At 33.7% G+C, this 14,701-nt stretch carries 15 protein-coding genes; 14 read left to right on the forward strand and 1 reads right to left on the reverse strand.

The genetic code is table 11. The annotated features are described in order from the left end of the window. Nucleotides 1-30 precede the first annotated feature (30 nt). The 14 genes from ABZA65_RS05080 to ABZA65_RS05145 all read left to right on the forward strand — a co-directional run bounded on the left by ABZA65_RS05080 (nucleotide 31) and on the right by ABZA65_RS05145 (nucleotide 14,378). Entirely contained in the window at nucleotides 31-447 is a 417-nt protein-coding gene (locus ABZA65_RS05080) for a hypothetical protein (protein ID WP_373071273.1), read from the forward strand. Beyond that, nucleotides 444-1,115, forward strand: a complete 672-nt coding sequence (locus tag ABZA65_RS05085) for a 16S rRNA (uracil(1498)-N(3))-methyltransferase (protein WP_373071275.1) — start codon at nucleotides 444-446, stop codon at nucleotides 1,113-1,115. Before ABZA65_RS05080 ends, ABZA65_RS05085 begins: the two co-directional genes overlap by 4 nt. Nucleotides 1,116-1,215: 100 nt before the next feature. Beyond that, entirely contained in the window at nucleotides 1,216-1,416 is a 201-nt protein-coding gene (gene rpmE / locus ABZA65_RS05090) for a 50S ribosomal protein L31 (protein WP_373071277.1), read from the forward strand. Between the two features lie 14 nt (nucleotides 1,417-1,430). Continuing rightward, complete coding sequence (rsmI, locus tag ABZA65_RS05095) at nucleotides 1,431-2,246, forward strand: 16S rRNA (cytidine(1402)-2'-O)-methyltransferase (protein ID WP_373071279.1); 816 nt, start codon at nucleotides 1,431-1,433, stop codon at nucleotides 2,244-2,246. Between the two features lie 23 nt (nucleotides 2,247-2,269). Beyond that, nucleotides 2,270-2,956: a 23S rRNA (guanosine(2251)-2'-O)-methyltransferase RlmB gene (rlmB, locus tag ABZA65_RS05100; RefSeq protein WP_373071281.1), complete on the forward strand. Its 687-nt coding sequence runs from the start codon at nucleotides 2,270-2,272 to the stop codon at nucleotides 2,954-2,956. Then, nucleotides 2,946-3,767, forward strand: a complete 822-nt coding sequence (locus ABZA65_RS05105) for a hypothetical protein (protein ID WP_373071283.1) — start codon at nucleotides 2,946-2,948, stop codon at nucleotides 3,765-3,767. Before rlmB ends, ABZA65_RS05105 begins: the two co-directional genes overlap by 11 nt. Continuing rightward, complete coding sequence (locus tag ABZA65_RS05110) at nucleotides 3,761-4,642, forward strand: hypothetical protein (protein WP_373071285.1); 882 nt, start codon at nucleotides 3,761-3,763, stop codon at nucleotides 4,640-4,642. Before ABZA65_RS05105 ends, ABZA65_RS05110 begins: the two co-directional genes overlap by 7 nt. A 57-nt stretch (nucleotides 4,643-4,699) precedes the next feature. Continuing rightward, nucleotides 4,700-5,923: an LL-diaminopimelate aminotransferase gene (locus ABZA65_RS05115; protein WP_373071288.1), complete on the forward strand. Its 1,224-nt coding sequence runs from the start codon at nucleotides 4,700-4,702 to the stop codon at nucleotides 5,921-5,923. Continuing rightward, nucleotides 5,924-7,183: a homoserine dehydrogenase gene (locus tag ABZA65_RS05120; RefSeq protein ID WP_373071291.1), complete on the forward strand. Its 1,260-nt coding sequence runs from the start codon at nucleotides 5,924-5,926 to the stop codon at nucleotides 7,181-7,183. It begins immediately after the preceding gene. A gap of 86 nt (nucleotides 7,184-7,269) precedes the next feature. Beyond that, on the forward strand, nucleotides 7,270-8,589 hold the full coding sequence (locus tag ABZA65_RS05125; RefSeq protein WP_373071294.1) for a hypothetical protein: 1,320 nt from the start codon (nucleotides 7,270-7,272) through the stop codon (nucleotides 8,587-8,589). A gap of 9 nt (nucleotides 8,590-8,598) precedes the next feature. Next, on the forward strand, nucleotides 8,599-9,732 hold the full coding sequence (locus ABZA65_RS05130; protein WP_373071297.1) for a FecR domain-containing protein: 1,134 nt from the start codon (nucleotides 8,599-8,601) through the stop codon (nucleotides 9,730-9,732). A 71-nt stretch (nucleotides 9,733-9,803) separates the two neighbouring features. Then, nucleotides 9,804-11,873, forward strand: coding sequence for a CHASE2 domain-containing protein (locus tag ABZA65_RS05135; protein WP_373071300.1), 2,070 nt, complete (start codon nucleotides 9,804-9,806; stop codon nucleotides 11,871-11,873). 105 nt (nucleotides 11,874-11,978) lie between these two features. Continuing rightward, the gene (locus ABZA65_RS05140) at nucleotides 11,979-14,048 is read left to right on the forward strand and encodes a molybdopterin oxidoreductase family protein (protein ID WP_373071303.1); all 2,070 of its coding nucleotides are present in this window, start codon (nucleotides 11,979-11,981) and stop codon (nucleotides 14,046-14,048) included. After that, nucleotides 14,049-14,378, forward strand: a complete 330-nt coding sequence (locus ABZA65_RS05145; RefSeq protein WP_373071306.1) for a YraN family protein — start codon at nucleotides 14,049-14,051, stop codon at nucleotides 14,376-14,378. It begins immediately after the preceding gene. Here ABZA65_RS05145 and ABZA65_RS05150 read toward each other — a convergent pair. Further along, nucleotides 14,375-14,581, reverse strand: coding sequence for a hypothetical protein (locus ABZA65_RS05150; RefSeq protein ID WP_373071309.1), 207 nt, complete (start codon nucleotides 14,579-14,581; stop codon nucleotides 14,375-14,377). The two genes, ABZA65_RS05145 and ABZA65_RS05150, sit on opposite strands and share 4 nt — an antisense overlap. Nucleotides 14,582-14,701: the final 120 nt, after the last annotated feature.

Genomic DNA, 14,701 nt, shown 5'->3' on the forward strand with positions numbered 1-14,701 from the left:
AAATAATAATAATTATAGTAAAATTCCATTATGAATGAAATGTATAGTATGAGTATTGTAACACACAACTATAGTGTGTTGGCTGTTTTATTGGCTGTTGGTATAAATTTTTATAAATTGATGAGTACAAAAGGCGTTCAAGAGTATAGGAAATTTATTATGCTGTTTAATGCAGTAGGTGCTACTTTCTTGGCTGCTGTTATATTTACAGGTGTTATTATGATGGCTGCCAAACATCTTGAATTTACATTAGAAAACCTTGTTATGATCATCTTTTCTATAGTGTTTATAATCTTAGAAGGCAAACGTGCCAAAAAATTTAAGTATATAAAAAATGATGATATGGAAGGTTTCTTAGTCTTTAGAGAATGGGCTAAAAAAATCTTTGCTTTTGAATTTATAGTAACAGTTATAATATATATTTGGATGGTAAGCATAGCTAAATGATCTACATATTTGATGAAAATGCCGGCGATGATGTATTAGTCTTAAAAGGGGAGCTTTTTAAGTACATTATAAAAGTGCGCAGACACAGTGAAGGTGATATGATCGCCTTTAGAGATGAAGATAATATTAAAATACTTCATACGTATAAGTTAGATAGTATTGAGCCAAAAAAAGCTGTTTTGTCATTACAGGACTCAAAAGAGCTGGAAGTAAAAGCCAAAAAAGATCTACACATAGGTTGGTGTAAGATTGATTCTAAAAGCATAGAAAAAGTACTGCCTAGTCTTAGTGAGATTGGGGTAAATAAAATTACATTTATTGATTGTAAAAGAAGTCAAAGAAATATAAAATTAGACTTTAAACGCTTTGATAGAATTTTACATGCTTCTATGCAACAATGCGGATCAACTCAAAAGATAGAGTTTGAATTATGTGACTCACTGGAGAAGTTTCTAAAACAGTATCCTAATGCGAAAGTGTTTGATTTTGTAGAAAAAACTTTGGATGAAGTTGAGAATATATCTACGGTTATTATTGGCTGTGAGGGTGGTTTTTCATCAGATGAAAAAGAATTGTTAAGCTCACAAGAAGTGTTTAGATTAGATACTCCAATGGTGTTAAGAAGTGAGAGCGCAGTGATGGCAGTAGCTTCAAAAGTTTTACTTTAAGAAAAATTTAGGTATAATCCCATTTCCAAAATTCCGCACCCATACGGAATTAAAAAATATATAGATATACGCACACAAACGTGTATCAAAAGGCAAAATAATGAAAAAAGATATCCACCCAACGTTAGTAACTTGTACTGTAACATGTGCATGTGGAAACACTTTTGAAACTAAAAGTGAAAAAGAAACTATGAAAATTGATATTTGTAATGAATGTCACCCATTCTTTACAGGTTCTGAGAGAATGGTAGATACTGCTGGACGTATCGATAAGTTCAAAAAACGTTACAACATGGACTAAGCAGGAAATACTCCTTGCTTACTCTAGTTCCAACACCGATTGGAAATATCGGCGACATATCGCTTAGAGCCATAGAGGCACTAAGCCAAGCCGAAGTACTACTTTGCGAAGATACTCGCGTTACAAAAAAACTAATCCACATTTTAAAAGAGCGTTATAACACTGATTTTAGAGAAAATCAAGAGTTCATCTCTCTACATTCACACAATGAAAAATCTTTTGTTGAGAAACTTGAATTATCATTTTTTGAACAAAATGTTATCTATGTGAGTGACGCGGGTATGGCTGGTATTAGTGACCCTGGTCAAATGCTGGTACGTTACTGTATAGACAACAATGTAGAATACGACATACTGCCAGGTGCAAATGCACTATTAACCGCTTTTGTAGCTAGCGGTTTTGTTGAAACTCAGATGCTGTTTTGGGGCTTTTTACCACATAAAGGAAAAGACAGAACTGCGTCACTTCAAGGTGCATTAAACAGCGGTTATACCACTATTGTATATGAATCCCCTCATAGGCTTGAAAAACTACTAAATGAACTTAATGAGGAAGATTCAAGCAGAGAGATCTTTTTGGCAAAAGAGCTTACAAAAAAATACCAACGATATGTAAGTGGAAATGCTTCTGAGTGTTTAAACAAACTTGAGGGAAATTTCAAAGGCGAATGGGTCGTTGTTATTAAAGCGGGCGAAGCTCAAAATTCAAGTGCCATAACTCAAAAAGATATATTAGCCCTAGATATCCCTAAAAAACAACAAGCAAAGCTGATCTCCAAGATCACAGGAGAAAATACCAAAGCTTGTTATCAAAGATTGTTGGAAGTTTAATATATTTTGGGTAAAATATCCCCATGTTAATTTATGCTAAACAACCGGTTAATTATATAATTCAAAATTACCCTACAAAAATCAAAACACTATACCTAGCTAAAGATATAGACAAAAAAGAATACTCGCGTCTTATGAAGATGGGCTTCGAAGTAAAAAGAATCCCTGCAGACGCAGCGGGAAAGATGTGCAAGAATGCTTCACATCAAGGTATGCTGGCTGAGGTTGATGAGTATAATTTACATGATTATAAAACGTTTTTAGATAAAGATTTTGTTTTAGTTTTATCTTCTCTTACCGATGTTGGAAATATAGGTGCAATTATTAGAAGTGCATATGCCCTAGGTGTAGATGCAGTAGTAGCATGCGGAGTTAAAAAATTACCGCTTGAAGCTATTATGCGTACAAGTACTGGTGCACTCTATGATATGCCTTTTTCAATTGAGCAAAATATACATAATGTTTTAAATGATTTTAAAACATCCGGTTTCACTTCATATGGTGCAGATATGGGTGGAGTTGATATAAGAGATGTTAAAGTAAAAGAAAAAAGAGTGTTGGTTTTAGGCAGTGAGGGTGAAGGTTTAACTAATAGAGTTAGTTCAAAACTTGATGAAATAGTTAGTATAAATATGGCACATGAGTTTGATAGTTTAAATGTAAGTGTAGCCGGTGCAATTTTGATGGACAGGATGAGATATGAGCGATAATCTGGATTTGAATGTAGAAGAGTCAGGCAATCAAGAAATTGAAAATAAAAAGCTAAAAGATAACTATGAAGCACTGAAAAAAATCGGTGCCCAAAAAATTCATGAACAGACACATATACCAAAAATTCAATGTGAAGATCTGGTAAACGGCTATTTTGAGTCTATGAATAAGATTCAATTTACTGGTTTTGTGTCAATACTTGAACGTGAATATTCACTTGACTTGAGAGCATTAAAAGCTGAGGGATTGAGCTTTTTTGAAGGTAAAGATATGCCTGATATAGCTGAATCAAAAGTTTTTATTACACCTAAAAAAACTAAAAATTATACAACTTTCTATATCATCGCTGCTATTTTAATCTTTTTGGTTGTTCTTTTTGGACTCTCATCAGATAATAAAAAAATCGAACCAAAAATTGATAATAAAAAAATTGAACAAGTAACATCTAAAATAATACCAAAAGAGATTCCAGACGAAAATACTACGGTAGAAGTAAAGGAAGAGCCACAAGTACAAAAGGAATTAAGTCCGTTAAAAATTATCCCAAATGTTAAGTTATGGGTTGGATACATAAATCTAAATACAGGAAGAAAATTACAAAAAATAGTACCTGAGTTCGAAGCGCTAGAATTAGATCCAAAAGGTCATTGGTTACTTTCACTTGGTCACGGTGACGTTACGTTTGACGTAAACGGAGAAGTAGAAAAGTTTAAAGAATCTAGAAATATCCGTTTATTATATAAAGACGGAGAGTTGAAAAAGATAACTTACAGAGAGTTTTTAGCATTAAACAAAGGTAGGGAATGGTAAAACTCTTTTTATCATTTTTAGTTTTATTTTCTTTCACCTTTGCTGAACAAACTCAACTTGAAAATAGTGAGCCAATAGTAGAGATTGAAGAGATAAGTTCTGCAATTGAAGAGTTGGATATAAAAATAAAATCACTCTTGAATGAAAAAACATATAAGAAAAATGAAGCATATATAAATATCATTTTTTCACCAAAATCTGATTTTATAGTAAATGACAGAGTTGACTGTGTAAAAGTTGTCCAGACACTTAAGGATAACGGATTATTAAATCTGTATTTTGACAAGCCTAAAGAGCTAAGGCTCAATTTTCATACGAGTGACAGTCCATTGTTTTTTGTAAAGATTATGGGTGATGCGCTTCGAAATATGGGATATTATCGTTATGTAACAAAAGAATCAAATCTTAACGAGAGTGGATTTACATGGTCTATAACACTAAAAGCTGAATATGTAACCGATCCGCAAGTTCTTCAAAGAGAACTTTACAACAGCGGTTCAAAAGTTGTAGATGTTACAAGGGTTAGTGAAACAGAGTGGACTTTCGATGTAGATATGCGAGATTCTTTTTTAGCTGTTGATGCACTTAGTGATGGGGAACAAGTTGAACTAAGTCGTTCCTTATATGCATACTGGTTAGACGTATCTGCAATACAAAAGTTAAAAATAGAGAGCAGCGGAAGAAATTCTTGGTATCCTCACATTACATATTTTGATTCATCTCTACATCTTTTAAAGGTGGTAAAAAGAGATACAAAAAGAAATGCACTTTATTTAACTATTCCTCAAAATGCTAAATATATAAAAATCTCAGATATTTATACTCTTAAAAATATTAAAGGAAGCCTCTTCCTAACGCCGATTGGAGAGAGGTAAGTCCTTCTTTAACTTTTTTTGATAAAATGTCAAAAAATTATATAAAAGGAAACTTCCTTGTTTGATGAGATAAGATTTAACAGAGTTGAAAGACTCCCTAAGTATGTATTTGCTGAAGTTAATGAAATCAAAATGGCCGAACGTCGTGCCGGTAAAGATGTCATAGATTTTTCTATGGGTAATCCAGATGGAGATACACCAGAACACATTAGAGAGAAACTTATTGAGTCGGCCCAGAAGACTAAAACTCATGGGTATTCTACATCAAAAGGTATTCCTAAACTTCTTAAAGCAATAGCTGACTGGTATGAGCGTCGCTATGATTGTAAGCTTGATCCTGAAACTGAATGTGTAGCTACTATGGGTTCAAAAGAGGGTTATGCTCACCTTTCATACGCTATTACAAATCCTGGTGATGTTGTAGTAGTACCGGATCCAACTTACCCTATTCACGAATACGCTTTTATTTTAGCTGGTGGAAATGTAGCTAAGTTCGGTATTAAGTTTGATGAAGATTACAATGTAGATGAAGATAAGTTCTTTGAAGATCTTGTTAAAGTTTTTCAAGAAACTTCACCTAAGCCAAAGTATGTACTTGTAAACTTCCCTCACAATCCATCTACTGCTACTGTAACACCTCAATTTTATGAGCGTTTAGTTGCACTTGCTAAAGAGATGAGATTTTACGTAATAAGTGATATCGCTTATGGTGATATAACTTTTGGCGATTACAAGACACCGTCTATTATGTCGGTTCCTGGTGCAAAAGATGTTGCAGTTGAGTCTTTTACACTTTCAAAAAGCTATAACATGGCTGGTTGGCGTGTAGGTTTCTTTGTAGGGAACAAAAAACTGATCGGTGCACTTCAAAAGATTAAGTCTTGGTTAGACTATGGTATGTTTACACCGATCCAAGTTGCAGCTACTGTAGCACTAAACGGTGATCAGCAGTGTGTACAAGATATAGTTGATAAGTATGACCACCGTCAAGATGTATTGATCGAAGCATTTGGTCGTGCAGGTTGGCATATTCGTAAAAACCAAGCTAGTATGTTCTCATGGGCTAAGATCCCAGAGTGTGCAGCTCACCTTGGTTCACTAGAGTTTTCAAAAAGACTTTTAACTGAGGCAGGTGTAGCAGTAGCTCCGGGAATTGGTTTTGGAGCTTATGGTGAAGGCTATGTTCGTATAGCTTTAATTGAGAATGACAACCGTATTCGTCAAGCGGCACGTAATATAAAAGAGTTTTTAAAGCAGTTTCAAGAAGAGGAAGCCAAGTAAATGATAAAAGTCGGGATAATCGGTGTCGGAACAGTAGGAGCAAGTGTTGCAAATATTTTAAAAGACAACGCTGATGTTATCACTGCACGTGCAGGTGTAGAGATAGTAGCTAAAAGCGGAGTTGTAAAAACACTTGGACGCGACCGTGGTGTAGATATTGCACTAACAGATAATCCTGATGATGTTTTAAATGATCCTGAGATCGATATAGTTGTTGAGCTTATGGGTGGTGTTGAAGAACCGTATGCTGTTGTAAAAAAAGCACTTGAAAACGGTAAAGCTGTTGTAACTGCAAACAAAGCACTTCTGGCATACCATCGTTATGAGCTTCAAGACTTGGCTAAAGATCAGGCATTTGAGTATGAAGCTGCAGTTGCAGGCGGTATTCCGATTATTAATGCTCTTCGTGATGGACTTTCTGCAAACCATATAGAATCAATTATGGGTATACTAAACGGTACATGTAATTATATGATGACTAAGATGGCAAACGAGGGTGTAGCATACGATGCAATTTTAAAAGAGAGTCAAGATTTGGGTTATGCAGAAGCTGATCCGACTTTTGACGTTGGAGGATATGACGCTGCACATAAACTTCTGATCTTAGCTTCTATCGCATACGGAATTGATGCTAAACCTGAAGATATTTTAATCGAGGGTATTGAGAACGTATCTAGCGAAGATGTAGCTTTTGCCAAAGAGTTCGGATATGCGATCAAACTTCTTGGAATTGCTAAAAAAGACGGTGATGAAGTTGAGCTTCGCGTACATGCTTCTATGATCAGCAAAGATGAGATGATCGCCAAGATAGACGGTGTTATGAATGGTGTAAGTGTAGTTGGCGATAAAGTTGGCGAGACACTTTATTATGGTCCTGGTGCAGGTGGTGATGCAACGGCAAGTGCAGTTGTAGCAAATATTATAGATATTGCACGTCGTGGTAAGGGTGCACCGATGCTAGGGTTTGATAAACCTCTGGAGGGTAAACTTACTTTAAAAGCACCTGGAGATATTGAATCTAAATATTATCTTCGTATTAACGTAAATGATAAAGCTGGTGTCCTTGCCAAGATAACTAAGATCTTTGAGAATAACAATATCTCTGTTAAAACAATGATCCAAAAATCAACTTCTGAAACAGCAGCAAATCTTTTAATGTCTACACATGTTGCAAAAGAAAGTGATATTCAGACTATGATGGCTGAAATCGAAGCACTGGATTTTGTAAACTCTAAACCTGTAATGATTAGGATGGTTTAAGAATTACCTTTAAATAATAACTAAGCACACTTTTATTTGTTAAGTTCTATAATTATTCATAGAACTTATAATAAAAAGGCTTTTGAATGAGGTGGTTTTTTCTTTTTTTGTTCCTACCTGTAAGTCTTGTCTTTGCCTCTGTAAATAGTGATAATTCTACACTTTATAATCAAGCACTAGAATATTACAAGAATAAGAATTTTGAGCAAAGTTACAAGATTTTTTCAAAAATATATCTTGACAACCTATCTGATGGAAGATTGAATTTTTATTTTGGAAAGTCAGCTTACGAGACAGGCCGTTATAATGTCGCATTGGCAGCATTTGAAAGAGTTGATCTAATAGACAGCTCTAATATAAGAAATAAGTTAGAGATGGCTCGAACATATTACATGTTAAAGATGTTTGAAGATGCACAAGCCATTTATGAAGAGATTTTAACTAAACCAGAATTACCTCAAAACATTAGAACAAGTATAGAATTTTCACTTTCAAAAGTATCAAAGGCACAGAAAAGATCTTTCACATACTCTAGAATTATGCTTGATATGGTATATGATTCAAACGTAAATTACGGTTCAGATGAAGATTTTATGCTATTTGGTATGTTGTTTGATAGACCGGATGAACGTTCAGATGTAGCTACACAAGTGTATGCTGATGTTACAAATATATATGACATTGGTCAAAAAAATAGTTTTGCTATAAAAAATAATTTGTCATTCTTTTCAAAAAACTACTCAATTCAAGATAGTTTAGGTAATGATATATATGACATGTTGTATTATTCTTACAAGCCAAGCCTTTTATATCAAGACACAGACTTTTTGATAGATGTAACTTTAGGTTTTGATATGCTTGAATTAGACAGTAAAAAGTATTTAACAACATATTATATAAATCCAAAATTTGAATATAAGCATATGCCAACTTTAAAAAGTTTAGTTCATATGAAATATCAGCCAAAAAAATACGCTAACAGTGCTCAAAAAGATTTAGACGCAAATAGAATGGAACTTTCTTATGGATTACAAAATATTTTATCACCACGTTCTTATATACAACCTTCATTATTGCTGGCAAATGAGAAAAAAGTTAGAGGTAGAAATATATATGTAGATTTTGATGAGTATAAATTAAATATAAACTATGCAAATCAAATAGCATCAAGATATACCATTGATTGTTTTGCTCAAGCTAGAAGAAGAGACTATAAAGATTATAGCACTCTGTTTAGTTCAAAAAGAGTTGATAAAGGTTATATGGGTAATTTGGGTTTAAGTGTCAAAGTATATAACACTTTGTTGTTAAAACTAAAAGGAAGTTATGAAAAAGTTGATTCTAATCAGGATAGATTTTCATATGATAAATATACGACCAGTATCGGTATTGTAAAGAATTTTTAGGAGCTTATTATGAAAGCTATTAAATTATTTATTGTTTTGTTTGTTTTATTTGGAGCATCTGCTTATGCAAGCAGTGTAGCAACAATTACTGCTATAAAAGGAAGTGCGTATATAAAAAGAGACTCAACAAATATTGAAGCAAATCTTGGCGATAAACTCCAAGAAAAAGACACAATCTTAACAAAAGACAATACTAAGGTTCAACTCATTTTTAAAGATGACACAATCATCAGTATAGGTAAAAACAGCAACTTCTCAATTAAAGAGTATCTATATGAAGAAAATCAAGAAAGTGTTGCTAAATTTGGAATGATTTCTGGTGCTATGCGTACAATTACAGGTGAGATTGGAAAAATTACACCTCAAAAGTTTAGTGTAGAGACAAAAACTGCAACTATAGGTATACGTGGTACTAACTTTAGTATAGTAATGGGTGAAGACGGTTTATTTAATGCCTATTGTACATACGGGGCTATCAGTGCTCGTGTAAATAATGACGTTTATGTTATCAGACAAGGGTTTTTAATATCAGTATTACCAAGTGGAGATGTTAAGATAGATGAATTTAATTCGGATGATTTAAAAAATATGAAAAATCAACACTTCGGTACTTTAAAAAAGAAAAAGTCTTCTGAAGTTGGATTGGCTAAGTTAGAAGATGAATTTCAAGGTCAGTTAAATTTAACAGATGAGGATATAAGCTCTATAGTAATACAGGATGTGTCAAATTTAAATACTGATGCTATATTAAGTGATAGTAGTTTAAATGAAGATATTGTGTTAACAGCACAACAACAGTTTAACGCACTTTTAGCTTCATATACAATGGCTGATGCTTATTATACAGGTAGTGTAATATCAACCACTAATGCCAATATGGTTTTCACTGGAGCACTTGTTGATTTGTATATAGATTTTGGAGCTGATACAGCATCTTTAATATTAAACGAAGGGACTATTGTTTTTGATCAAAATCCTGTTTTTACAGATGATAAGTTTAGTGTTGAGAACCAATTTGGAACAGCAAGCGGTATATTCCAAAAACCTACAGGCAACACAGTTAAGGGTGACTATTATCATGATGATGGGTTATATATAGATTCTGGAGCTTATCAAGTAAATACATTTCAGGTATTATATTAGTTATGTTGAGTAAATATAAAGTATTATTTTTATTCTTTATATTTATTAACACAGTTTTAATCTCCTCCTATTTGTTTTTACCTAGTTATTTACACTCTATAGATAATAGAATAAGAGATTTTTACTTTAATTATCGTGGTCCTTCTGAAGCAAGTTCTGACATAGTAATAATTGATATAGATGAGAAAAGTATCAAAGAACTTGGTCAGTGGCCATGGGGAAGAGATAAATTTTCAAAAATACTAGAAAATTTGACACTAAATGGTGCTGGTATAATAGGTTTAGATATAGTTTTTGCAGAAGCAGATAGAACATCACCAAAACAGTTTGCCAAAAAATGGAAACTAGACTATTCTAAAATGCCTGATTTTGACTTAGAACTCTCAAAAAGTATAGCCAATACACCAACAATATTGGGATATATTTTTGACTTTGATAAAAACAATAATAATCAAAAAGATGCACCGCAGATACCGGCTATATTTATAGAAAAAGATAAAACAGATAAAGAATTTTTACCTCAAGCAAATGGTGTGTTGACAAATCTAGAGATTATTCAAGGTGCTAGTTATTCTAGTGGATATATGAATAATATACCAGATGAATCCGGAATTATTCGTAGTGTACCATTACTGATCAAGTATGACGAAATTGTTTATCCATCCCTGGCATTTGAGATGTATAGGATCGCTACAAATAATAAAAAAGTTAAGGTTCTATATTCAGAAGCCGGTATCTCCGGTATAGATTTGGGTGAGCAAAAAATAAATACAGATAGATTTGGAAGACTGTATTTAAACTTTAGAGGACCATTTAAAAGTTACAAATATATTTCCGCTGTTGATGTATATAAAAACAAGATTTCCAAACAGGATGTAGCAGGAAAATTTGTTTTGGTTGGAACATCTGCATACGGTCTTTTAGATTTGCGTTCAACCCCTATGGATAGTGTTATAGCTGGTGTTGAAATACATGCTAATATAATTGACAACCTTTTAAAAAACGATATGCTGGTAAAACCGTCATGGAATGAACTTGCTGATATATCCATAATTATATTGATTTCATTTATTGTCATCTTTATTTATTCCAGATTATCTTTATTACAATTAATCTTAGTCTTTTTGATAAGTTTGAATATGGTACTTTATTTTAATTACTACTTGTTGTTTTCAAAGTATTTAATACTTAATATAACATTTCCAATATTATCACTGTTTTTATCACTACTCGGTGTTTTAGGCATAGATTATTTATTTGAATCACGCCAAAAAGAGCTGGTTAAACGTATGCTGGGTAAAAAAGTATCTCCTGGAGTTATGGAGTATCTTCTTGAACACTCTGCAGAGGAGCTGGTGTCATCCAAAGAGCTTGAAGCAAGTATATTTTTTAGCGATATTAGAGGTTTTACAACTATCTCTGAGACGATCGGTTCACCTGATAAGCTGATACATATGTTGAACAACTATATGACTCCAATGGTAGACAATATAGTCTCACATCACGGAACGATCGACAAGTTTATCGGTGATGCGATCATGGCATATTGGAATGCCCCTGTACCTATAAAAGATCATGCAGATGAAGCTGTCAAGTCGGCAATAGAACAGATAAATATGTTAGAGGAGATCAACAAAAAGATCAAACCTGTTTATGATGTTGAGATCGGTATTGGGATTGGTATACATACAGGGGTTGTAACTGCAGGAGACATGGGTAGTGAGGGTAGGAGTGATTACACGATAATAGGTGATAATGTAAATCTGGCTTCAAGAATGGAGGGGCTTACAAAACAATACGACGCGCAAATTTTGATATCTAAACATACGTATGAAAGCCTAAAAGGTAAGTATAAAATAAGACCTATAGATCTGGTAGAGGTTAAGGGTAAACATAAAGCTGTTGAGATCTATGAAGTATTGGCTTCAAATAAATTAGTATCTGATGAAGAGTTAGAACTGTGGGCTGAAGCTACCAAGCTGTTTAGAGATTCTAAAGTACAACAAGCTTATGAGATCTTTGAAAAACTTCAATCAATAAACCCGTGTAAACTGTATGATCATTATGTAGGAAGAAGTCTGCACTTTTTGGAAAATCCGGATATAGAATTTACTCCGGTTTTAAAAATGACGACAAAATAAAGTGTGAATCTGTAAGTAAGCTGAAGTAAATTCAGATATAAAAAAAATTATAAAATTTAAGAGTTAATTGTGTAAAATTCAAGCATTAAAGTATGGGTGGATTTTATGGAAAATATAGAAACTATAGATAGTGTATGTACATATTGTGGAGTTGGTTGTGATATAGCGGCGAATGTAGATGTTAATGAAAATAAAATAACAAAAATATTTGCTCATCCAGACGGTGTGGTTTCACAAGGTAAACTTTGTATAAAAGGTAAATACGGTTACGACTTTGTAGATTCACAAGAACGTCTAAGAAAACCAAGAATTAAAAAAAGTTTCTTAGAAAAAAATCCAGCTATAAAAAATGCAATAGGTTCAAAGTTAAAAGAGTTTGATGATACTTGGTATGAGTGTGATTTAGACACTGCTACAACTACAGCATCTATAAAACTAAAAGAGATCCAGGAAAAATACGGTCGCAAATCCGTATGTTCGATCGGCGGGGCTAGAACTTCGTGTGAGAACTCTTACTTTTTTCAAAAATTTACACGCCATACGCTAAATTCTCCGCACGTTGACAACTGTGCGCGTGTATGTCACTCTCCATCATTAAAAGGTATGCGTGAGACAATAGGTGAGGGTGCCGCTACAAACCCATACAACGATATTTACAATGCCGAGTTTATGATAGTTATAGGCTCAAATACTACAGAAGCCCACCCGATCATTGCAAACAGAATTTTAGATGTAGCACGTGAACATGATAATCTAGCTGTATTTGATGTTCGTGAGATCAAGCTTCACCGTTTTGCAAAGTACAAGGCAATCATGCCTCATGAAGCAAATTTAATGGTTTTAAATATGCTTGCATATGTGATCATCGATGAAGAGTTATATGATGAGAGTTTTCTTGCTGAGAGAACAAAAGGGTTTGATGAGTTTAAAGATAAGATTCTAAACGATCCATATGCTAATCCAGATTATTTTAAAGAGATAGCTGGCTATGAGGATATGGCAAAGATTATTCGTAAAGTTGCACGTGAGTACGCGCTTAAAAACTCTATGATCTTCTGGGGCCTTGGTATAACTGAACATCTTGACGGCTCATACGCAGTTATGGCAATTACACACTTGGCACTTATGACAGGTAATGTTGGTAAAAGCGGAACAGGGCTTATGCCTCTTCGCGGTCAAAACAATGTACAAGGTACTTGTGATATGGGTATGCTTCCATATTATGATCCGGATTATCAGGAGCCAAAAGAGGTTGGTCTTATGACTCCTCAACTTGTAGATGAGATGATAGAAGGTCGTGTAAAAGCAGTCCTAAATATGGGTGAAGATTTAACTCATATACATCCTAATCTAAACAAGATGGAACGTGCGATATCTAACTTGGAATTTATAATGGTTCAAGAGTTGTTTATGACAGATATCGCATCTAAGGCTGACATAGTTGTAGGTGTAAAATCTGCTTATGAAAAAACAGGTGTATACGTAAATGCAATGCGTCGTCTTCACCTATCACAACCACTTGTAAAATCAGACTTACCTGATGACTGGGAAGTTTTAAAACAGCTTGATAACAAGATGGGTGGGGACGCAAGTTATACTTCTACAAAAGATATATGGGAAGAGGTTCAAAAAGTTGCATATAGACGTTTTAGCGGAGCAGATTACCATAGACTCGAAAAACACCGTAAACGCGGATTACAGTGGCCGGTTCATACGGAAGATACACCAATACTTCATCAATTAGATTTTAGAACTGAAGACGGATACGGAAGATTTCACTACAAACAATATGAACTACGTGGAATGATAGATGAGATCACTAAAAACTCTTTAACAGGTTATCATCTTACAACAGGTCGTACTTTGGCACACTACAATAATGCTGCACAAACAAAACAAACTGATAATCTGATGGATAGATACCCTGAAGATATCTTACTTGTTTGTGAAAATGATGCAAAAGATTTTAGCAGTGAAAAAGTAATTCTTAAAACTGAGTACGGTCAAACTAATCCACTTACAATAAAACTGACTGACAAGGTAAAACCAAAAACTTTGTTTACGACTTTTCACCATGCAGACTCACGCATAAATGCACTTTTTGGAGACAAGTGTGATGAGCTTATACTAACAGCTGCATTTAAATCTATAAAAGTTGAGGTTATTAACTGCTAGATGTCTAGAGCAAAAGGCAATGTTGCTGAAGAACTGGCAGTAAAGTACCTTTATGACAATGGCTATGAGATAATAGAGAGAAATTTTTACAGCCGTTTTGGAGAGATAGATATTATTGCCTTCAAAGATGAAACTTTACATTTTGTAGAGGTAAAAAGTGGTGAAGATTATGAAAAAGCCATTCAAAATATAACGCCTACAAAACTCTTACGTCTTATAAAAACGGGCGATGTTTATATGAAAAAAAATGGCACCAATATAGATTATGAATACGACGCATTGGTTGTCGTTGAAGATCAAGTTTGGTTTATTGAAAATATAACACTCTAAGCATAAACATCAAGTTGATTAGACGAACTTACAGTAGGTTTAACCTCACTTGTTTGAGTGGTTTGGAAGTTTTGTGCATCTTTTAGCGTTGTATTCGTTGCGTTATTGATACCATTTAAGTCGTTTTGCGTTTTTTCTTGGTTTTGACTTGATGGATCTACTCTACCAAACTGTACTTGTGAATGATAAGGTGATTGAAACAAGTATTTTACAGTGTTCATAACATCCTCCTCATGTATACATTGTTCACAATGATAACACAAAAAATAAAAGCTTAAAATAAAAAAAATATATTAAATGATATAATCTAGAATTATACAAAT

The organism is Sulfurimonas sp. (assembly GCF_041583195.1).
In the GTDB taxonomy this organism is placed as follows: domain Bacteria; phylum Campylobacterota; class Campylobacteria; order Campylobacterales; family Sulfurimonadaceae; genus Sulfurimonas.